Source organism: Wolbachia endosymbiont (group A) of Lasioglossum fulvicorne (assembly GCF_964028605.1).
Classification (GTDB): domain Bacteria; phylum Pseudomonadota; class Alphaproteobacteria; order Rickettsiales; family Anaplasmataceae; genus Wolbachia.
Genome location: NZ_OZ034798.1, coordinates 405777 through 427110, shown reverse-complemented (window position 1 = coordinate 427110; position 21334 = coordinate 405777). Strand labels below are relative to the sequence as shown.

20 protein-coding genes and 1 tRNA gene are annotated in these 21334 nt (G+C 34.7%); 10 read left to right on the top strand and 11 right to left on the bottom strand.

Translation table 11 applies throughout. The features are described from left to right. Positions 1-141: 141 nt before the first annotated feature. The 9 genes from ABWU71_RS02305 to ABWU71_RS02265 all read right to left on the bottom strand — a co-directional run bounded on the left by ABWU71_RS02305 (position 142) and on the right by ABWU71_RS02265 (position 5923). Positions 142-1122 carry an SGNH/GDSL hydrolase family protein gene (locus tag ABWU71_RS02305; protein ID WP_353284700.1) on the bottom strand — a complete coding sequence of 327 codons (981 nt, stop codon included), beginning with the start codon at positions 1120-1122 and terminating at the stop codon, positions 142-144. A 140-nt stretch (positions 1123-1262) separates the two neighbouring features. Then, positions 1263-3215 (bottom strand): RNA polymerase sigma factor RpoD, encoded by a 1953-nt coding sequence (gene rpoD / locus ABWU71_RS02300; protein WP_353284875.1) that lies wholly within the window; start codon positions 3213-3215, stop codon positions 1263-1265. 123 nt (positions 3216-3338) lie between these two features. Beyond that, a complete protein-coding gene (locus tag ABWU71_RS02295; RefSeq protein ID WP_353284699.1) occupies positions 3339-3665 on the bottom strand; it encodes a cation:proton antiporter subunit C in 327 nt (108 codons plus the stop codon). Further along, positions 3662-4081, bottom strand: coding sequence for a Na(+)/H(+) antiporter subunit B (locus ABWU71_RS02290; protein WP_353284698.1), 420 nt, complete (start codon positions 4079-4081; stop codon positions 3662-3664). The genes ABWU71_RS02295 and ABWU71_RS02290 overlap by 4 nt, the downstream gene beginning before the upstream one ends. After that, a complete protein-coding gene (locus ABWU71_RS02285) occupies positions 4074-4601 on the bottom strand; it encodes a DUF4040 domain-containing protein (protein ID WP_353284697.1) in 528 nt (175 codons plus the stop codon). The genes ABWU71_RS02290 and ABWU71_RS02285 overlap by 8 nt, the downstream gene beginning before the upstream one ends. A gap of 1 nt (position 4602) precedes the next feature. Further along, positions 4603-4890 (bottom strand): monovalent cation/H(+) antiporter subunit G, encoded by a 288-nt coding sequence (mnhG, locus tag ABWU71_RS02280; RefSeq protein ID WP_353284696.1) that lies wholly within the window; start codon positions 4888-4890, stop codon positions 4603-4605. A gap of 6 nt (positions 4891-4896) precedes the next feature. Beyond that, positions 4897-5142 (bottom strand): monovalent cation/H+ antiporter complex subunit F, encoded by a 246-nt coding sequence (locus tag ABWU71_RS02275; RefSeq protein WP_353284695.1) that lies wholly within the window; start codon positions 5140-5142, stop codon positions 4897-4899. Between the two features lie 28 nt (positions 5143-5170). After that, the gene (gene rpoZ / locus ABWU71_RS02270; protein ID WP_353284694.1) at positions 5171-5566 is read right to left on the bottom strand and encodes a DNA-directed RNA polymerase subunit omega; all 396 of its coding nucleotides are present in this window, start codon (positions 5564-5566) and stop codon (positions 5171-5173) included. Between the two features lie 60 nt (positions 5567-5626). Then, on the bottom strand, positions 5627-5923 hold the full coding sequence (locus ABWU71_RS02265) for a helix-turn-helix domain-containing protein (RefSeq protein ID WP_010081926.1): 297 nt from the start codon (positions 5921-5923) through the stop codon (positions 5627-5629). Positions 5924-6359: 436 nt separating this feature from the next. On the opposite strand from ABWU71_RS02265, the gene purE reads away from it, so the two are divergent. Continuing rightward, on the top strand, positions 6360-6851 hold the full coding sequence (purE, locus tag ABWU71_RS02260) for a 5-(carboxyamino)imidazole ribonucleotide mutase (protein WP_006280351.1): 492 nt from the start codon (positions 6360-6362) through the stop codon (positions 6849-6851). 7 nt (positions 6852-6858) lie between these two features. Next, on the top strand, positions 6859-8676 hold the full coding sequence (mutL, locus tag ABWU71_RS02255; protein WP_353284693.1) for a DNA mismatch repair endonuclease MutL: 1818 nt from the start codon (positions 6859-6861) through the stop codon (positions 8674-8676). A gap of 741 nt (positions 8677-9417) precedes the next feature. Here the strand turns inward: mutL and ABWU71_RS02250 are convergent. Beyond that, positions 9418-10277, bottom strand: a protein-coding gene (locus tag ABWU71_RS02250; RefSeq protein WP_353284076.1) for an IS630 family transposase whose coding sequence is annotated in 2 segments (ribosomal slippage) — positions 9418-9953 and positions 9953-10277 — 861 coding nt in all. Because the reading frame shifts where the segments join, the coding sequence is not laid out codon by codon here. A gap of 250 nt (positions 10278-10527) precedes the next feature. On the opposite strand from ABWU71_RS02250, the gene ABWU71_RS02245 reads away from it, so the two are divergent. The 4 genes from ABWU71_RS02245 to dnaA all read left to right on the top strand — a co-directional run bounded on the left by ABWU71_RS02245 (position 10528) and on the right by dnaA (position 17092). After that, entirely contained in the window at positions 10528-13191 is a 2664-nt protein-coding gene (locus ABWU71_RS02245) for a 2-oxoglutarate dehydrogenase E1 component (RefSeq protein ID WP_353284692.1), read from the top strand. A 266-nt stretch (positions 13192-13457) separates the two neighbouring features. Then, a protein-coding gene (locus ABWU71_RS02240; RefSeq protein ID WP_353284691.1) for an IS5 family transposase occupies positions 13458-14250 on the top strand; the annotation gives its coding sequence in 2 pieces (ribosomal slippage) (positions 13458-13721 and positions 13723-14250; 792 coding nt in all). Positions 14251-14567: 317 nt separating this feature from the next. Beyond that, a protein-coding gene (locus ABWU71_RS02235) for an IS630 family transposase (RefSeq protein ID WP_353284076.1) occupies positions 14568-15427 on the top strand; the annotation gives its coding sequence in 2 pieces (ribosomal slippage) (positions 14568-14892 and positions 14892-15427; 861 coding nt in all). 282 nt (positions 15428-15709) lie between these two features. Next, a complete protein-coding gene (dnaA, locus tag ABWU71_RS02230) occupies positions 15710-17092 on the top strand; it encodes a chromosomal replication initiator protein DnaA (RefSeq protein ID WP_353284874.1) in 1383 nt (460 codons plus the stop codon). A gap of 27 nt (positions 17093-17119) precedes the next feature. Here dnaA and ABWU71_RS02225 read toward each other — a convergent pair whose 3' ends face one another. Further along, positions 17120-18394 carry a metallophosphoesterase gene (locus ABWU71_RS02225; RefSeq protein WP_353273817.1) on the bottom strand — a complete coding sequence of 425 codons (1275 nt, stop codon included), beginning with the start codon at positions 18392-18394 and terminating at the stop codon, positions 17120-17122. A gap of 190 nt (positions 18395-18584) precedes the next feature. Between ABWU71_RS02225 and ABWU71_RS02220 the strand changes: the two genes are divergently transcribed. From ABWU71_RS02220 to virB9, 4 genes are all read left to right on the top strand, one after another. Then, a tRNA-Leu gene (locus ABWU71_RS02220) sits at positions 18585-18672 on the top strand. Positions 18673-18701: 29 nt separating this feature from the next. After that, positions 18702-19784, top strand: coding sequence for a GTP cyclohydrolase II (locus ABWU71_RS02215; RefSeq protein ID WP_353284690.1), 1083 nt, complete (start codon positions 18702-18704; stop codon positions 19782-19784). A 72-nt stretch (positions 19785-19856) separates the two neighbouring features. Further along, a complete protein-coding gene (locus ABWU71_RS02210) occupies positions 19857-20537 on the top strand; it encodes a virB8 family protein (protein ID WP_353284689.1) in 681 nt (226 codons plus the stop codon). Then, on the top strand, positions 20524-21324 hold the full coding sequence (gene virB9, locus ABWU71_RS02205; protein WP_265037582.1) for a P-type conjugative transfer protein VirB9: 801 nt from the start codon (positions 20524-20526) through the stop codon (positions 21322-21324). The genes ABWU71_RS02210 and virB9 overlap by 14 nt, the downstream gene beginning before the upstream one ends. The last annotated feature ends 10 nt before the right edge of the window (positions 21325-21334 follow it).

Sequence of the window (21334 nt, the reverse complement as noted above, 5' to 3'; positions counted from 1 at the left end):
TCTAAGTCAGTTTAGCTATAGGCAGCAATTTTCTGTATTTATTTTAAATTGAAGAAAGCTCAAATGAAAGATCGTGTTTTGCTAAAAATCACAGAATGCAGTCTGGTTACTATTTAAAAGAATATGTTCAAAAAAACTGTGTCAAATCAACTCATATACTTCATTACCAACTTCATGATGAAGTTCCGCAGTTGGATGGAAATAATCAAAAAAGAAATAATCCTTTAGTGTTTCTTTGCTACACCCAGGGTTATAATGAACGTCAAGTTCCCCTTTAAATATCAACTTTAAGAGTATTTTTATGTTTTCTTTAAATCTCCCAACTTGGTCTGCAATGTTTGATGTGCATGCATCTTGACAATTTAAACCTTTGCTCTTGTATTCGCTAAGCATACTTTTCATTTTAGAGTTAAGATCAAATGCTTTTATTTCAAGATCTGTACTTTTCTTCATATAATCTAAGCCTTTAGCCAATTTTGCATTGAAACTCTCCGTGAGCTTTGTAGCTAGTTCCCTTGCTTCTTCATCTCTATTAAAAGCTGGTATTGAGCCAACTTCAGGTGCATTTGCAACAATTACACGCTTAACACCATGTTCATTTAGAACCTTAAGTGCATTACATATTTCACTCACTGCTTGTTCCAACACTTCTTCCGCTTTAGTATTGTCATAAGCAGTGGCAACCATAACATCATTTCCGCCGATTATGATGCAAAATAAATCTTCTTTACCTATATCTGGATGATGTTTAATTACCGCATCTAGCTGGTTAGCTAAACGAAATTTATTGAAGAAATAAGAAAAAATAGGGTCAAAAATTTCAGACGCTGTTGCACATGAAACTGCATAGTTTTGACCTTGCTGTTCGTGACATCTACCAAAAAATGAATAACTCCACCCAGGTTTAAATTCGTCTAAATCTAAATATTTTGCTATATATTCAACAGCAGTAGGGCCATTGCTAAAAGATCCTCCTTGATAAAAAGGGTCATCAAACTTTATGCTTTTTGCAAAGGATAAGTTATTTAAAATTCCAATGATTGCGCCATTATCGGATAAACTATCACCCAGAACATAAAAATTTCTATACTTTGAATTAGAATTGTCATTTTTGTTTGTCATAATATTTACCGTAGATTAGCATATTGTTTCATTAGATCCATAAAAAAAGAAAAATAGCGGTGAAATTATACAACTTTGGCCTAACTTTCTCTCCATTTTTTCCGGGCAAAATCAGCTTCTTCTTAACTTGATACGTATACTTAAAAGAACCCTCTAAGTTTTCTAGCGCGGCTTGGATGTTTCAACTTGCGCAGTGCTTTTGCCTCTATTTGCCTAATTCTCTCACGCGTTACATTAAAAATTTTTCCTACTTCTTCTAAGGTATGTTCCTTCCCATCTTTACCAAGGCCAAAACGCATTCTTAGAATTCTTTCTTCCTTTGGTGTTAAAGTTGCAAGAACATTGGTTGTAATGCCACGCAAGTCAGCAAGTATTGCAGCATCCTCTGGTCTGGAGACTCGCTTATCTTCTATACAATCACCGAAGGTACTACTATCATCTTTTCCTGTTGGAGCTTCAAGACTTACTGGATCCCTTGCTATTTTCATAACTTTGCGTATTCTTTCCAGTGGCATTGTCAGCTCTACACTCAATTCCTCTAACGTCGGCTCTCTTCCCATCTCATGAGTCATTTTTCTTAATGCTCTGTTGATTTTACTGATAATTTCCACCATATGAACTGGTATTCTAACTACTTTAGACTGCTCAGGTATTGCCCTAGTGATTGATTGTCTTACCCACCAAGTGCCATAAGTTGAAAATTTATATCCACGTTTGTAATCAAACTTATCCACGGCCTTCATAAGACCAATATTGCCTTCTTGTATCAAATCAAGCAGATCAAGGCCTCTTTTTGAATACTTCTTAGCAATGGAAACTACTAGCCTTAAGTTAGCCTTAATCATTTCTTGCTTTGCTTCAGAGACTTCTCGTTCGTGTTTTTGTATTCTCCTGATTAGCTCCTTAAATTCTTGTACGTTATCTTCCTGTATATGCTGCTTAATACCGTTCAAGGTACTAGCTATATGTTCAGAGTTATCGTCTATAAACCTTAAAAATTTGTTTTTTAATTCACCTGTAAAAGAGGACTGATTTTCATTGATCTTTAAAAGACTTATCTCTTTCAACTCGTGCTTTAAAAGCACGTCATCATAAACTTTATAGAAACTTTCTCTATCGATATTGTATTTTCTAGCCTCAGCAATAAGATTAGCCTCTTCAAGCGTGACGGATCTATTTATCTTATAAAGCTCTTGTGTAATTCTGGCAACAGCAGCATCACTTAACTTAATTTGTAATGCTATAGACCATATTTGATTATACAAATTTTCTAGCTCATTAGAGAAATTTTTAGAATTTTTTCTTAATATCAACGCTTCATTTGTTAAAGTAATTACCTCATCCAATGCAACTATGACCTTTGGCAATAAATCACTTTCCATTTCAAGAATAGAAACATTTAAATTGACTGAACTTATATCTTCATTATTACCGTCTTTCTCATCATCACTTTTTTTACTATCTTTCTCATCATCACTACAGTACTCAGCATCTTCAGAAATGTCCTTAGAATCCTCAACATCTTCAGCACTTTCTTCACTCTCTTCACTTTCTTCTTTGGGTACCACATTAAAATCAGAGTTATAAATTGCATCCAGATCTATAATTTCTCTCAGTAAGAGAGCTCCATTACTTAAATCATCACGCCATACTTTTATCACCTTTAATGTTACTGATGTTTCAATTATTGCGCGTAACATGTTATGCTTTTCAGATTCAATTTTTTTTGCTATCTCGATTTCATCTGCCCTTGATAAAAGCTTTACGGAGCTCATGTCTTGTAAATAAATCCTCACTGGATCATCATTTTGTACTAAAGTTGCAGTAACATTTGGCGATATATCATCATCATCAAGTTTACTATCATCACTGCTGGAAGGAATATCTTCTTCATCTTCGCTACTTTCAAGCACATTAATTCCGGAATCCTGCAATAAAGATATAGCATCATCTATAAAGTCAGACGAAAAATTTTCATCTGATAATTTATCATTTACATCATCAAAGGTGATAAAACCACCCTTTTTTATACTCTTAGTTACCAGATCTTTGATAATTTTTTTCTTATCTTCTGCATCATGAATAGTTGACATCATTACCTTTATAGTTTATAATCTTATTTCTTATTAACAAACAAACTTACAACGAGCAAGTCTATAATTTTACTTTTAACTTATGACTATTTGTTACTTCATATAGTTTAAGATACTGTTAATTTATGTACACTTGTCTTGATCAATTGTTCCATACTTTTCTTCCATTTTTACTGCTATGGATAATCCAACTGAAAATGTTGCAATTCCAACCACTATAGCAGTAAGCATTAAAACATGGGGTATAGGATTGCTATATGAATAAAAATTTGAAACCAATATAGGAGGCAAGGAACTTTTTATATATCCTAGAGATATGTAAAATAACAAAACAGATGCTTGGAAGACGCTTACCCCTATCATTTTCTTGATTAAATTTTTATCGTTTATAATAATATATAAACCTAGCACCATTAATACAACAATAATCGTATAGTTATATAAAGTCATTGTTTTTTCCTACGAGCAAAATTTATATATATAATTAACATAGAGGAGCAGACAGTAAATGCTACACCTAATTCCACCAAAAAAATACCTAATTTTTGACCGGTTCTATTATTGGCTAACAAGATATCATAAGATAAAAAATTTTGGCCAAGTAAAGTTGTTGCAACGCCCGTTCCTCCATAAATTAAAATACCTAACACGTTAGTCGATCTAATCACAGAATAAGGTATTGCTTTTAGAGTTGTAGATACACCAAATAGCATTGAATATAATATTATCCCGGAGGCAATAATTATTCCTGCTTGAAAACCTCCACCTGGAGTGTAATCACCGTGAAATTGTATGTATAAACCAAATAAAACGATAAAAGGTATCATCAAAAATGTTACTGCATTTAATATCGGATCTTTAATCATTTCCTTTTTCTTCTTTTAATATCAACGTTATACAAAGGGCAGCAGTAAAAACTACTATAGTTTCTCCAAACGTGTCATAACCACGAAAGCTTGCCAAAACAGCTGTCACTATATTAGGAATACCAGTAGCTTTTTCGGTATTTTCCACATAATAAGGAGCAACATGCAAGTGGATCGGAGCATTGTGGCTGCCAAAATCTGGCAATTGAATCATAAAATATGACAAACATACAGCCAGAAATAACATAAAAAAAAGCGTTATAGGGTTATGAGATAGATTTACTTTATGATTCTTTATCAAGGAGAGTGCTGCAAACGTAAAAACCGTACTGAGTCCCGCACCAACAGAAGCTTCAGTAATTGCAACATCAGGTGCATTCATAATTAAGTATATAAGCGCAATCAGTGAACTAAATACACACATTAGAACAGCACTTACGACTAAATGTCGCGAGAAAACTATAAAAACCGTAACTGTTAGTAACAACAAAAGTAATACTACATTTAATATTTCTAACACCTTAGCCTTCTTTAACAGCTTTTTTCTTAACTTTATAATGAGTGCGCGCTAAAATATAGCTATTAGTTGAGTTAGCTACCCATATTATAAAAATTAATAATACTATTTTAACAGTATTGATTGAAAATCCATTCTGCAAAGCAAAACCAATTAACAATAACGTTGCACCGCTAGAATCTGTAATACCTGCTGCATGTAACCTAGTATAGAAATCAGGAAATCTAATTACTCCCACACTTGAAATGATTACTAAACAAATGCCTAAAAATATGAAAATGGATCCTATCATAAATTATCAAAACAACATTAATCTCATTAGTGCTATAGTTGATATAAAGCTAACGCTAGCATACAACAATGCTATATCAATTAAAAAAAAATTATTCAGAATGATTGATATTCCTGTTATGAGTACAACTACTTGCGTTGAGAAATTATTGAACGCTAAAACCTTATTGTACACATCATTTGACTTAGACACTATGCGACACAACATCACACTCATACAAAACAACAGTGCATAGATAGCAATGTGAATCATTTAAAGACTATGTAACTTCAGTAGATTTCTAAACGGATACTTCTTCATCGCCATCTTGATCATTTATTTCATCATCCACTTCATAATCTTGGCTTTCTTGACTTGCATCAAGATCTGTGTTACCAGAAAAATTTAATAAATTCGCTAGCTTACTTGTATTACTGCTGTAAACATTATTCATATTTCCTTTCATGTATTCCTTGCATCTACCTACCAAAAGGCTAAACAGCTCATGAGTATCCACCTGTTTTCCTGCTATTTCATGTAAGGAAACTATGGTATTTTTATGACCTTTAAACTTAGCTGCTTGAATTGGATTACTTGCCCCTGTATTTAAATCATGTGTTCTTTGACTTGCCAACAGAACCAATTTGAAACGGTTACTTACCCGTTCTATACACTTTTCTACAATAGACTCAGCCATAAGATACTACCTTAATAAGTTTTATACTATATCACAAAAAACAAGTTGTCAACTTTGTATCTATTGCGATTCAACTTCATGTTTTACTTTTTCTGCCTCAGATTTTATTTCTTGGCTTTCTGTCATCGTGATTGTTATCTCATGATCAAGTTTTTTTAGAAATCCTAACAATCGCTCTAAAGAAAAACCATCTATTTTACCATTTTTAATTTGCGATACCTTTGGCTGATCAATACCAAGTTTCTCAGCTGCAAAAGCCTGAGTCCAAGCATTTTTTTCTATAATTTTATTTATTATATAAAGCAACTTTGTTTTTATTCCTGCACTGTCTAAGTTATTTAACGATATTATTTCCATAATTCTTACACTCACATATCAATTAACTTTATTAAACATTATAACATAATATTTAATATACCAAGATATTGATATCATATAACTTGTCAATAATTATATGATATCAATATTTAAAACTTTAAGTTGATTATATATTAATATTTTCATCGAGTTTCTAGTAATTTTAAATTACCATCTTACCATCAGCCTATCTGAAAAAACCATTTATAAAAAGAACAAGCTAAAATTACAAAGCTTGAAATACAAAAATAATTATTTTATAAATTTATCTTACATAAGAAGTTTATATATCTATATCTTAATATAGATATATATTTAAATTTTTAAAATTTCTATTTTAACGAGAATTCTATATATTATATTTATAATATAATTTAAATATTTGTTGCTTTTTAGCTGGAACATTATTTAGTTAGTAAGTAAAATTGTTTTGAATATGACAAAAATAAAAAAAGATGTTGCTGTTATTATGGGAAGTGAGTCAGATTACACCACTATGGTCCATACCGTCGATATGTTAAAAGCATTAGAAGTTTCACATGATATATTCATAATATCTGCACATAGAACACCAGAAAGGCTCTTCAATTTTGCTAAATCTGCACAAGAAGAAGGTTTTAAGGTTATTATAGCTGGTGCAGGAGGTGCAGCTCATTTACCTGGTATGGTTGCGTCACTAACTTGTTTACCAGTTATCGGCGTTCCTGTGCATAGTAAACAATTAAATGGGCTGGACAGTTTACTTTCTATAGTTCAAATGCCAAAGGGTGTTCCAGTTGCAACCATGTCTATAGGAGAAAATGGAGCATATAATGCTGCCATTACCGCCGTATCTATATTGTCAATTTCCAACAGTGAAATTGCAGGTAGGTTAAAAAAGTGGAGAGAGAAACAGACCAAAGAAGTAAAAGAAAAACCAGTTTCATAATAAATCTATGGCAATAATTCTTTTAGACACAAAAACCATAAACCGTATAGCAGCGGGGGAGGTGATAGAAAGGCCAGCAAGTGTAGTAAAGGAATTAGTGGAAAATGCAATAGATGCTGGAAGTTTAGAAATAGAGATCAAAATAGAAAGTGGTGGGCGTAACCTTATTATTGTGACAGATGATGGTAACGGAGTAGAAAAAAACGATTTAGAACTTGCGTTTACGCGTCATGCTACTTCAAAATTAAGCGACAATGAGTTGATAGAAATCAAGCATCTTGGCTTTAGAGGAGAAGCTCTGCCTTCAATAGCAGCAGTAAGTAGGATAAAATTATCGTCTAAGGCAAGAGAAGCAAATGAAGCATGGTCTATAAGTTATGAGGGTGGAGAGAAAATAGGGGAGCAAACTCCTTACTCTTTATCACAAGGGACACATATTGAAGTACGAGATTTATTTTTTGCCACTCCAAATAGACTAAAATTTCTAAAAACCGAAAGAGCAGAAACTCAAAGCATTGTTGATATTGTAAACAACCTAGCAATGATTAACTATCATATAGGGTTTACTCTCACTTCAGGTAATAAAAAGCTCTTAAAATACGCTAAGCAGACTTCGTTATTTCATAGATTGTGTGAAGTAGAAGAAGAATTTCATGGCAGTTCTCTGGAGATTAATGAAGAAGAAGACGGCATTAAACTTACGGGACACATCTGTAAACCGACCGTCAATCGTGGTAAGTCAACTCAGATCTATACGTTTATTAATGGAAGGCCAATCAAAGATAATCTACTTATTGGCGCAGTTAGGTATGCATATCATGATTTTATTCCAAGCGATAGGTATCCTTTCGCAGCGTTACATTTAGAGATACCTTATGATCAAGTAGATGTAAATGTGCATCCAAATAAGTCAGAAGTAAGGTTTCAGAATAAGAAGCTCATATATGAGATAGTGACAAGAGGATTAATTAAAGCATTGTCAAGAAGGATAGGCACCTTTCCAGCGCATGACCAGAAAATGGATTCAACATTGCCAGATCCTTTTGATAAACCTAATGTTCAAAATGAAAGAAGGCCAAGTCCTTTTGAAAATCAACTAATAAAAGAATTTGCTTCTCCAAATGAAAGAGTAAAAAGCTTATCAGAACAGTCAAAATCGTTTGATTATACTGGCATACAGAAATTCCCATCACAAGCGGAGACTATGGTTCTAGAAAAAAAGGTGTTAGAGCAAGTTGATTTGATAGATAGCCACCCGCTCGGGTTTGCACGCTGTCAGGTCTATAATACCTACATTATTGCCGAGGTAAGAGACAAATTGATTATAGTCGACCAGCATGCAGCCCACGAGAGACTAGTATATGAATGCCTAAAACAAAAATCAAGTATAAAAAGACAAAAACTACTTCTTCCTGAAACAGTTGAAATCAAAAATCAAGCCGGAATGGAGATGATTGAAGTTTATAAAGATAAGTTATTTGAAATGGGTTTTGATATTGAGATCAAATCAGAAAATAAAGTGATAGTAAAAGAAATCCCTGCAATTTTGGGAGCAATAGATGTGAAAGAGATGCTAATTAATATAGTCGATAGATTAACGGAAATAGAAGATACATTGCCAATAGAAGATAAAGTGAACAAAATATTGGCCACTATCGCTTGTCATGGATCAATTAGAGCGGGTAGGAAAATGAGGTTAGATGAAATGAATGAGCTGCTGAGACAAATGGAAAAAACCCCATATTCCGGGCAATGCAACCACGGAAGACCAACTTATATAGAAATGAAACTCAGTGATATTGAAAAACTTTTTGAGCGGAGGTAAGAGGTTGCCATAAATATGTAAGTGCTCCTTCCTCGTCATCCAAGTAGCTCATAGAAACGGATTAAACGAAAAAACTTCCTTGACATCCTCCGCCAGCCCCCTTATCATGGAAGTGAAGCTATTTATTTATCTTCGCAGTCTGTGCAGGTTAATGACAAAAAACTTAGGGTATTTGGCGTCTCATATTTAATTTTTCGCACTACGTGCATCGCATGTCTTTAAAAATTTCTGGGTTTTTACCTATATAAGCCGAAACGCGCTTACAAAGCGTTTAAGACAGCAAAAAACGTCAAATTGACAAGGGAGAATTTGAATACTAGCTACCCTAGGGTTTCTTTGCCTTTTTTCCTGCTTGGTAAATTTCTTAAACACTTGCGGTGTAGGTTAGTTGCAAGTTAAAAGCAGCTAAATTGCTCTTAATCAAGCGTTTTAGAATAAAAAAAACGCCGATATTTTAGTACATGGTAAATAGTCAACCACCACGGGGCTTCTTTTGCCTTTTTTTTCGCTTAGTAAATTTCTTAATGTTTATAGCTAAACGACAACCGTCATCCCGCTACGTGTTAGCGGGATCTCTTGTTATCGCCGCGGCGGTATGACGTCTCGCTTGCAACCTATAGCTTTGTCATTCCAGTGCTCCTTTTTTTGTCATCCCAGTGCCTTGACTATTTGGATCCAGAAAACTTAGCTTCGAGTCAAGTAGGCTGCAAATATAGCATTTCTCATAATAGTCCGAACAGGTCATAGGAAGGCAGAATCAACAGCACGACGAAAGGATTCGAATAGAGGAATGTTTTTCCTAGCTCTGTTTTTTATAGCAAACCAATGATGCTCAATTTTGTTGAAATCTGGAGAATACGGCGGCAGATACAAAATTTCTGCACCAACTCCTCTAGCAAGCTCGATAATCTTACCAGACTTATGAAAAGTAGCATTGTCAAGAATGACAGTCTGTCCAGGTTCCAAGATCGGTGTCAAAAATTGCTCAAACCATCCATTAAAAACATCCATATTACAGTGGCCTTCAAAGGTTAATGGAGCAACTATCTTTCTTCTACTTAAGGCTGCAACCATACTGATTCGTTGAGTTTTCTTTCCAGATTTTAGGCCATAAAACCGCTGTCCTTTCTGGCAATACCCATATGGATAGTCCTCTGTGTTATCAATGCCAGACTCATCTATATAAACTAAGTTTTCTGGTTCTTTTGTTGCTATAATTTTTAAGAATTCAGCACGTTTTTCTTCGTTTCTTTCCTTGTATCCATATGTCTTTTTTTGCGCGTAAATCCAATTTTTCTGAGAGCTCGGTGGATCGTTTGGATACTAACGTTGCCCCAAAGTTTAGCCATTTCCGACAGAGTCTTTCCTCCGTTTTCTCTGGCAAATTTAGCAAAGGCATCCCAGTCGGTAATTTTGTGATTGTAACCTCCATTTCCAAGTTTTTTTGATTGAAAGTCTCCTGTTTCTTTTCTTCTTTGCTGCCACTCCCATAAAGTAGTTCGTCCAATTTTAAATCTTGCTGCCACTGTTTCTCTGCTTCCTCCCTCCTCTAGCGCTTCCATTGCTTTTTTCCTTAAGTCATAACTATATGCTGCTGGCACTCAACCTCCTTATCATCGTCTATCCTTATCTTATCACATCCGGACTTCTATGAAAAGAGCTATAAAAACTGGATTCCAGCGTTACGCGCTGGAATGACACCCTGACAATCGTCATCCCGCTACGTGTTAGCGGGATCTATGTTAAGAGATACCGCGAATGAATCGCGGTATGACGTATAGAAACTAAAAAAGTTCTTTTTTAAAAAACTTAAGTTATACTTATAAGTGTTTGATATTTTATATAGTAATTATGTCGAGTTTAAGCTGCCTTTATGGTGATAATGCAGAATTTGTGGAAGAAATGTATAGCCGTTATTTGCAGGGTGATAAATCAATCGGGGAAGATTGGTATAGAATTTTTTCAAGCAATTTAGAAGTTAATAAAGCAGAGACTTGCAGTGCACAGCGTGCAACTAAGGTGGATGATTCAGTTTCTAGTTTAGCAAATTTTTTCAGATCTTACGGTCATTTTTTTGCGGATCTTAATCCGTTATCACCCAATGTGAATAAGGAAGTAGATTATCAGAAATACTCGAATCTATCTCCGGCAAGTGATGCTGGAATCTATAGAGATATTTACTGCAAGAACATCGGTTTTGAATTTATGCATATCTCCTCTTATGAGGAGAGGATGTGGCTGCAGGAAAAGATCGAAAATCAAACCTATACGCTGAGTTCACAAGATAAAAAGGAAATACTGAGGCACTTAATTGAATCTGAAATGTTCGAGCAATTTCTCCATATGAAATTTCCTGGATATAAACGTTTTTCTATCGAAGGTGGAGAATCAGCTATCGTTGCAATTGAGAGAATCATTAGTGATTCTGCAGCTTTTAGTATTGAAGAAATAGTTCTTGGCATGGCTCACCGCGGACGACTCAATATTCTAACCAAAGTTATGGGCAAAGAATATGCGGCAATGCTATCTGAATTTCAAGGCAATCTTGCATATCCAGGTGGTCTTGAGGTGTCCGGTGATGTTAAATATCACCTTGGTTACTCTTCTGATCAAACACTTGCCAGTGGTAAGAAAATACATTTAAGTTTATGCCCTAATCCATCTCACCTTGAAGCGGTAAATCCGGTTTTGGCTGGAAGAATAAGAGCAAAACAGAATATAAGATCTGTGCTTGGCATATCAATTCATGGTGATGCGGCTTTCATCGGCCAAGGAGTGGTTGCTGAAACTCTAACCTTAAGCAATATTGAAGGTTATAAGGTGGATGGCATTGTGCACATTGTCATTAATAACCAAGTTGGTTTTACTGCTAACCCATGCTGCGCACGATCTTCTTTTTATTGCACTGACATAGCAAAATCAATAGAAGCTCCAGTGTTTCACGTTAATGGAGATAACCCTGAAGTTGTGAGTTTTGTTGCGAATTTGGCGATGGAATATAGGCAGAAATTTAAAAAGGACGTAGTGATTGACATAATATGCTACCGCAAATACGGCCATAATGAAGGCGATGAACCGAATTTCACTCAGCCACTTATGTATAAGGCGATATCAAAGCATAAAACTCTAGGAACACTGTATGAAGAGAAGGTGATCGCAGAGAAAGTATCAAGTGGTGATGAGGTAAATAAATTGCGCAGTGAGTTCAGGGCAAAATTAGATAAAAGTCTTGCTGAATCAGTGACTTACACTCCAAAAAAAGCTGACTGGTTTTGTGGAGTGTGGTCAAAATTAAGAAGGGCAAAGTTGAACGATTTGAGCGAATACTATACAGATTCTGGTGTTCCGCCAGATGAGTTGAAAAAATTAGGTGTGCATATAAATAGCAATATCCCAAGTAGCTTTAACATTAACAATAAGGTTAGAAAAATACTTGATGGCAGAATAGACAGTATAAATTCCGGTAGTAATATAGACTGGGCAACTGCCGAAAGTTTTGCGTTTGCATCACTGCTCACAGAAGGAATAGGAGTGCGTTTATCAGGACAAGACTCTGGTCGTGGAACTTTTTCGCACCGTCATTCAAGGCTTGTTGATCAGGTAACGGAAGAAGCGTTTATTCCGCTAAACAATATAAATGAAAAGCAAGCTTACTTTGAGGTCATAGATAGCGCTTTATCAGAGTATGCTGTAATGGGCTTTGAATATGGATATAGCCTTGATTCCCCGTATTCACTGGTGCTCTGGGAAGGACAATTTGGTGATTTTGCAAACGGTGCGCAAATTATGATTGACCAGTTTATCGCATCTGCAGAAACAAAGTGGTTGCGATCAGGCGGTCTAGTTTTGTTGCTGCCTCATGGTTATGAAGGACAGGGACCTGAGCATAGCTCCGCGCGTATAGAGAGATTTTTGCAGCTCTGCGCAGAAGATAACATGCAAGTTGTTAATTGTTCTACTCCAGCAAATTATTTTCATGCTTTACGCAGGCAAATCCATCGAGATTTTCGCAAGCCTTTAGTAGTGTTTACACCTAAATCACTATTGCGTCATAAAAGAGCAGTTTCTAACCTATCTGACTTTGAAGGAAAATTCCTCACGGTAATCCCAGAATATAGAACAGATTTGGTTCTAAATGATAAAATACGTAAAGCTGTAATATGCAGTGGTAAAGTTTACTACGACATAATTGAAGTATGTGAAGCACAAAAAATAAACGATATAGCAGTAATACGTTTGGAGCAATTCTATCCGTTTCCTGCCGATAAATTAAGTAGCGAACTTGAGAAATACAAGAACGCTGAAATTATATGGTGTCAAGAAGAACCAAAAAATATGGGAGGATGGTTTTTTGTCAACCCATTGATAGAAGAAGTGTTGTCCAATCTCAATATTCAAGCAAAAAGACCTAAATGCATCGCGAGACCTGCTGCTGCATCTCCTGCATGTGGTTATGCTAGTGTCCATGCTCAGCAACAGGAGGAAATTTTGAAGCAAGTTATGCAGGGGATCTAGCACAATTGTGTAAATATTGAAGCGAAAGCTGGCAAGCGGATATTGTTCATCAGATCTTGATGCTGGGCACTGCAGCCAGGCACGATAGAAAACGTATCACACCAATCGAACCTCTTTGATGCTCAGACAAATATAAAAAGACTTTTATTCGTATCTGTTCAGGATAGCGGCAAGACCATAGAGTAAATGTGAGGTAAGTCCTTAGAACCTGTACATGATCTCAAGAAAGGAATAAACTAAGAGATAATATATATAAGTTAGGATATATGAGGAGTTTATACCCAAGTGATATAAGTCGGGAAAGATTTGAGATTATGTTACCAGATCTAGAGTCCTGTAGAAAAAAAACAAAACCAAGGAAACTTGATTTGTATGATGTATTTTGTGGAGTGTTATACGTTCTGAAAAGCGGTTGTCAGTGGAGAATGCTACCAAAAGAGTTTCCAAAATGGCGCAATTGTTACGACTATTTTAAGAAGTGGAGTGAAAAACCAGATGCAGATAAAGAAAGTGTTCTGGAGCTGGTGTTAAAAAAAAATAGCTGGCGTGGTCCGACAAAACAATGGTCGGAAAGAAAAAACCAGCTTCTGCATAATTGATGCACAGAGTGTAAAAAATGCAGATACTGCTGAAGAAAAAGGCTATGATGCAGGCAAAAAGATTTCAGGAATAAAACGCCATATTGCAGTAGATACGCAAGGTTTGCCCCATGCAATTTATATAACAACAGCAGAGATAACTGACCGTAGCAGTGCTGTGAGAATGGTCGAAAATGCAAAAGAAAACCTCTCGGGAGTTAAAAATGTACTGGTTGATGCAGGCTATACTGGAGAGAATTTTGCAACTCAAATAAAAACGATTATTGGTGCAACCGTTGAAGTGATAAAAAGAAATGAATTACATTCCTTTGTTGTATTGCCCAAAAGATGGGTTGTGGAGCGATCTTTTGCTTGGTTAGAAAAATGTAGAAGATTGTGGAAAAATTGTGAGCGAAAACTCAATACTAGCCTACAAATGGTCGTTCTGGCTTTCACTGCCTTACTTCTGAAAAGATTATGAACAGGCTCTTACAATAAATGGTGTCATCCCAGTGCTTGACACTGGGATCCAGCTTTTGATCGAAAATGTTGTATAGTGTGTTTGTTTACAATTTTTCTGGATCCCAGTGTCTGGGCACTGGGATGACACCTTTGTGTTTGAGGCAAAATCGGCTATAACACTTAACATACTGCCTTTGCAAACAAATGTTCGTACAGTTGTGTATCACGCACTTTGCTTCAATATTTGTACATTAGCCATGCATCTGAACAGATATAGCTCTTTTCATAGAAGTCCGGATGTGATAAGATAAGGATAGACGATGATAAGGAGGTTGAGTGCCAGCAGCATATAGTTATGACTTAAGGAAAAAAGCAATGGAAGCGCTAGAGGAGGGAGGAAGCAGAGAAACAGTGGCAGCAAGATTTAAAATTGGACGAACTACTTTATGGGAGTGGCAGCAAAGAAGAAAAGAAACAGGAGACTTTCAATCAAAAAAACTTGGAAATGGAGGTTACAATCACAAAATCACCGACTGGGATGCCTTTGCTAAATTTGCCAGAGAAAACGGAGGAAAGACTCTGTCGGAAATGGCTAAACTTTGGGGCAACGTTAGTATCCAAACGATCCACCGAGCTCTCAGAAAAATTGGATTTACGCGCAAAAAAAGACATATGGATACAAGGAAAGAAACGAAGAAAAACGTGCTGAATTCTTAAAAATTATAGCAACAAAAGAACCAGAAAACTTAGTTTATATAGATGAGTCTGGCATTGATAACACAGAGGACTATCCATATGGGTATTGCCAGAAAGGACAGCGGTTTTATGGCCTAAAATCTGGAAAGAAAACTCAACGAATCAGTATGGTTGCAGCCTTAAGTAGAAGAAAGATAGTTGCTCCATTAACCTTTGAAGGCCACTGTAATATGGATGTTTTTAATGGATGGTTTGAGCAATTTTTGACACCGATCTTGGAACCTGGACAGACTGTCATTCTTGACAATGCTACTTTTCATAAGTCTGGTAAGATTATCGAGCTTGCTAGAGGAGTTGGTGCAGAAATTTTGTATCTGCCGCCGTATTCTCCAGATTTCAACAAAATTGAGCATCATTGGTTTGCTATAAAAAACAGAGCTAGGAAAAACATTCCTCTATTCGAATCCTTTCGTCGTGCTGTTGATTCTGCCTTCCTATGACCTGTTCGGACTATTATGAGAAATGCTATAACATCTTATTTATACATAATGTATTACTGTTTTTAATAGCATGCTTCTAATCCTCGATACAAGCGACATTTACAAATTGATCATTTTTTTGAAATAAAAATGATCAATTTTAATGTTTTTATACCCTTTACAACCCATCAAAAAATCACCATAATTTTTAGTATGTATTAAGTAGTATTAGCTTTTCATTTTGCAGTAAGCTATTGATTATCTTATATTTTTCTGATTATTGCTTTTTTCTTGGTGTGGTATATGAACTTAACTAGCCCTAAGGTTTCTACTATGTTTTTTGATCAGATTATTACAGTAACGGATCACAATGTTACTTGGGAAAAAATCCAAAATTGTCTTTATAATCTTTATGGAGAAGCAACATATAATAGCTGGCTGAGTTCACTAAAATTTGTCAGTAGCAGAAATGGGGAAGTTCTTTTATCCGTGTCAACAAGGTTTATAAAAGAGTGGATTACAGTTCATTACATGAAAAAAATATTATCATTATGGCAAAGCGAAGATAAAAGTATACGTTCTATTGATATTCAAGTAATTGAGGAAAGGAATTCAAATTTTAATGTTATACTAAAAAACAGAGAGGAAAGTAATCATAATCTTGGTTCGCCGCTGGATCCAAGGTTCACCTTTGATAATTTTGTAGTGGGAAAGCCAAATGAATTAGCATTTACGGCGGCAAAGCGTGTGGCAGAATCTATAGATCCAATATTAGGCAGCAATCCTTTGTTTCTATATGGTGGAGTTGGACTTGGTAAAACACATCTAATGCATGCTATAGCTTGGCACATAGTCAATTCCCCATCAGCAAAAAGAAAAGTGGTGTATTTATCAGCAGAGAAATTCATGTACCAATATATTACAGCGCTGCGAAGCAAAGATATTATGTTATTTAAAGAGCAATTTAGATCAGTAGATGTATTGATGGTAGATGATGTGCAATTTATCAGTGGTAAAGATAGTACACAAGAAGAATTTTTTCACACTTTCAATGCATTGATAGACCAAAATAAGCAATTGGTTATATCAGCTGATAGGTCTCCTAGTGATCTTGATGGAGTGGAAGAAAGAATAAAATCACGACTCGGTTGGGGGTTGGTGGCAGATATTAATGAAACAACTTTTGAATTAAGGCTTGGTATATTGCAGGCAAAAGTGGAGCAGATGAATATGTATGTTCCGAAAGATGTTCTAGAGTTTTTAGCAAGGAACATAAAATCTAATATAAGAGAATTAGAAGGAGCATTAAATAAGGTTACCCATACCTCATTAATTGGAAGAAGTATGACGGTAGAATCAGCTAGTGAAACCCTAATCGATCTTCTTAGGTCAAATCATAGGTCAGTCACAATAGAAGAAATACAAAAGAAAGTAGCTGAATTTTTCAATATAAAGGTTGCAGATATGCAATCCAATAGAAGGCTTCGCAGTCTTGCAAGGCCAAGACAAATAGCTATGTATTTTGCCAAAAAATTTACGCAAAAAAGCCTACCAGATATTGGGAGAAACTTTAGTGGCAGAGACCATGCTACTGTTATACATGCAGTAAAACGAGTAGAAAATTTTATAAAGACCGACTCAAAATTTGCTGATGAAATCAATCGATTAAAAAAAATGTTTAAGTAGCGTTTTTAAAATAGCTAATAACAAATCCTAAAATGAATCGACTATAGTTTTAATCCGTTTAAGTTTAAAATCTTCTGTTAGCTTTGCAGAATACATTTCCTTATTGTGTTGGTTATAGAAGGTAAATTCGTGATCATCTAAATTTAGTATTGCAAAGCCAAAGCCAAAAAAGTTTCTAACCTCGTGTGCTAAGTAGTTTTTACCATTTGAATAGTCAAATTCTACATTTTGATAAACAGATTCTTGATCTTGAGCGTGTAATGATGCACCACCGTTTCCAACTATAATTTGGTCTGGAACATTATCCATTAATAAAATCTGGGCTATATGAATGTGGCCAGAAACTATGGTAGTAACATTGCTTGGAAATTTATCTCCAAAAGCTTCGATTTGTGTAAGATTACCATGGCTTTTTAATGTCAAAAATTCTTTTTTTGGAGATCTCCAAAGCGGTTTATGAGTTAAAAACCACATGGGCTTGTCAGAACTATTTTGTATCAATTTATCAAATTGCCTCTCAAAAGCATCAATTGTGCTTTGGGTTGTAAAAATATCCTCACCAGATGAAGAGTCGAAGATAAAAAATTTCATCGGTCCAGCATCTAAGGACCAACTAGAAACGAAGTTTCCACATTTTTCAGACGAAAAGGGGTATGAATCTAGATACCTGAACCATCCTTCATAAGCTCTATCACAACTCTCATGGTTTCCACGAACAAACAGGAAAGGGGATTGTGATAAAATATCCTTTGCAGGCTCAAACCAATCAGCGTACCAAACTTCTTTATTATATCCATAAATATCGCCACACTTTTTTGTATTTCTACATTTTGTTTGTCTATAATGATAATCACCAACATGGATAATTAAATCTGGTTTATGAAGGGCGATTGAATCTAAATTTTTTTTTAAAGGCCAGCTATCTACCGAATTACATTCCTGCTGAAATAACATATTTATTCTACAGCCCGTGTCACCAATAAAAGCAATTTTATTAACCTTTTCTGGTAATATAGGAACCCGTAGATCCTCAATACTAATGTTTTTGGCACTTGTTTGTACTGTCAGTTCACAAACTGTTTCGTTATGATCACCATTGTTAATTGAGCTGCGATTCAGCATTTCTATTTCCTCGCCATCGACATAAACAATGGGACACATGTCATTGTCCGTAATTGCGCGTATGCTTAGTTTATTTTCTGGGATAACTTGAGACCATGTGTATAATATTTGTGCATGGACGAAATGAAAGCTAGTTATAAGAGAGAGAGCTAAAAAAATAAAGATATTAGCTATATTCATTTGTATAAAAACCTAAGTTAAAAATTAGTAGTAAGGTTATCTTAAATGATTAAAATTTATAATCACAAAATTCATAATCAAATTATACAAACAATTTCTAAATTATTCTAGTATCAGATTGACACTCTAGATGAAAAATTCTAAAATGATTAAGTAATTTAAAATAATTATATAAAAACTAGAATATAGTGCGGCCGTGGTGGAATTGGTAGACACGCAGCGTTGAGGTCGCTGTGGCTCATAAGGCCTTGGAAGTTCAAGTCTTCTCGGCCGCACCAGTTTTTATCGCTGTTTAATATGGGTAAAAATGTTTATAGGAAATCAGAGTAGCAATAAGGTAGAAAGAGCTATCAGCGAAATCAGGCGCGGTCGGCCAATTGTAATATATGATGAAAGTAATTACCTATTGTTTGCTGCTGCTGAGGCTTTAGAAAGAGATTTATTTAATCAATACAAGCTTATATCAAGTAATGTATATGTTACTTTAACTTCAAGTAAGGTAAAATACATATCTCAGAATAAAGAACATAACAGCAAACGTCTGTTGGTGAATAATTTTGATGAACTGCTCCATTTAATAAACTGTTCAAAGGAAGATTGCATAAAAGAGTTGCAATGCTCAAAGACAATAGATGAATGTGCTATTGCCTTGCTTAAGTTCTCAGAATTATTGCCATACGCGTTAGTGGCTGATATGACTTTTGAGAATAACCATGAAATGCGAAATTGGTGCGAGAAAAATGACGTTATTGCACTGGACACGTCATTCATAAATAATTTTCAAGAAAATCAGGGTGTATATGAAGTGTGCAAAACATCATTATTTTTAAAACAGACTCAAGAAGTAAATATCATATCTTATAGAACCGAAAGTGGTGGAAGAGAACATCATGCAATTATCATTGGCAATCCAGATAAAGATGACGAACCATTAGTGAGAATTCATTCTTCGTGCTATACGGGTGACTTGTTAGATAGCTTGTCATGCGATTGCAGAAGTCAGTTACATCAAGCAATTCAAATGATAGCTGACTCTGGAAGTGGTATTATATTGTATTTGATGCAAGATGGAAGAGGCGTTGGTTTAACTAATAAGTTAAGAGCGTACAGTATGCAAAGAGGACATAATCTTGATACTGTTGATGCAAATAGAATATTGGGTTTTGAAGATGATGAAAGAAGTTTTGCTGTTGCAGCTAAAATGCTTAAGAAATTGAACATTAACAAAATCCAATTACTTACAAACAATGATAGGAAATTGTCAGAATTGGAAAGTAGTGGTATAGGAGTTACAAAGTGTCTACCACTTATTGTGGAACGTAATAAATATAACGATTCATATATGGAGACAAAGTTTGGTAAATTAGGCCATAGATTAAGAGTTTTTTAGCTTTTTTGCTGTAACTACTTTGTTAATTTGCTATGTTTATTAACATAAGTTAAGATTTTTAGGAATACTAAAATGCTAAGATTTTTTAAGCGAGAAAAAAATACTGAATCCTTAGATAAGGATATAAATTGGAATTCAACCCGCTACAGCACAGTTATTGCTCAAAGAAATATTCTACTTTTATTTGCATTAATATTATTAGCAACGATCTCTATCAGCATATTAGTCATATTTAAAATTAGCACAAGTAGCACTATTGAGCCATTTGTTATAGAAATTGACAAGAAATCAGGAATAGTGCAATTGGTTGATCCTGTCACAGTAAAACAGTATTCTGCAGATGAAGCGCTAAACGATTATTTTATTTCAGAGTATATAAAAGCAAGAGAGGTTTTTGATCCATATCATTATAATTATAACTATTATACAAAGGTGAGGTTGTTTTCCTCACCTAATGTGTATAATGAATTTAGAAATTATGTAGGATCGCAGAATATGGATGATCTTTTTAATTTATATTCAGGTACCAAAAGTGAATTTAAAATTCGCTCAATTCAAAAATTGGGTAACGATGCTCTTCAGGTGAGATTTTTTGTGGAATTTATACGGAAAGATGGAAGTTCCACGAGAAAAAATAAGATAGTTATTATGTCATATAGATATGCATCGCTTGAAATGGATGATCAGCAAAGATATATTAACCCATTAGGATTTCAAGTTATTTCATATAGAGTAGATGATGAATATGTATAGGATATTATTAGTTTTAGCTTTACTTGTAAGTGGCAATTTAAACGCATCCATTAATTATAATGAGCCTATTTCTATAGATAGTAGAATAAAGACTTTTGTGTATAGCCCTAATGAAGTATTTACGGTGGTTTTTAGTCAGGGTTACTATTCTTATATTGAATTTGCGGAAGGAGAAAAAGTTAAAAATATCGCTGTTGGTGATGCATCAAGTTGGAAAATTAATCCTTATGACAATAAATTGCTTATCATGCCATTTGAAGTTAGTAGTCGCACTAACATGATTATTACGACAACTAAAAAAAGAAATTACATTTTTGATTTAATCTCAAGGCCAAACTACGATAAATACCCGGATACTGATGCTAAGAAAGTAGATCACGATTATTCTGCTGAAAAGGATATATCTTACGTAGTACGTTTTTATTATCCTCAAGAAGAAGGTGAATTTGATGTTGATTTAGATGAGGTTTCTTTACCTACTCAAATGCAATATACTGCAGACAAGCTAGAAAAAATAATACAAGAAAATGATACGAAGTACAATTATACATATATTGATGAAGGTGGTAATGCGGATATAGTTCCGATTGAGTTATTTGATGATGGTTATTTAACCTATTTAAAATTTAGAAATAATAATAAAATACCTCAGGTTTTTGTAGAAGGGGAGGATAAACCTTGTAAAAGGCTGTTATTTGATGATTATGTTATAATAAAAGGAGTACATAAAAAGCTATTTATGCGTTATGAAGATGGTGAAGTTGAAATTATAAATAGGTCACTTTAGCTGTGGTACA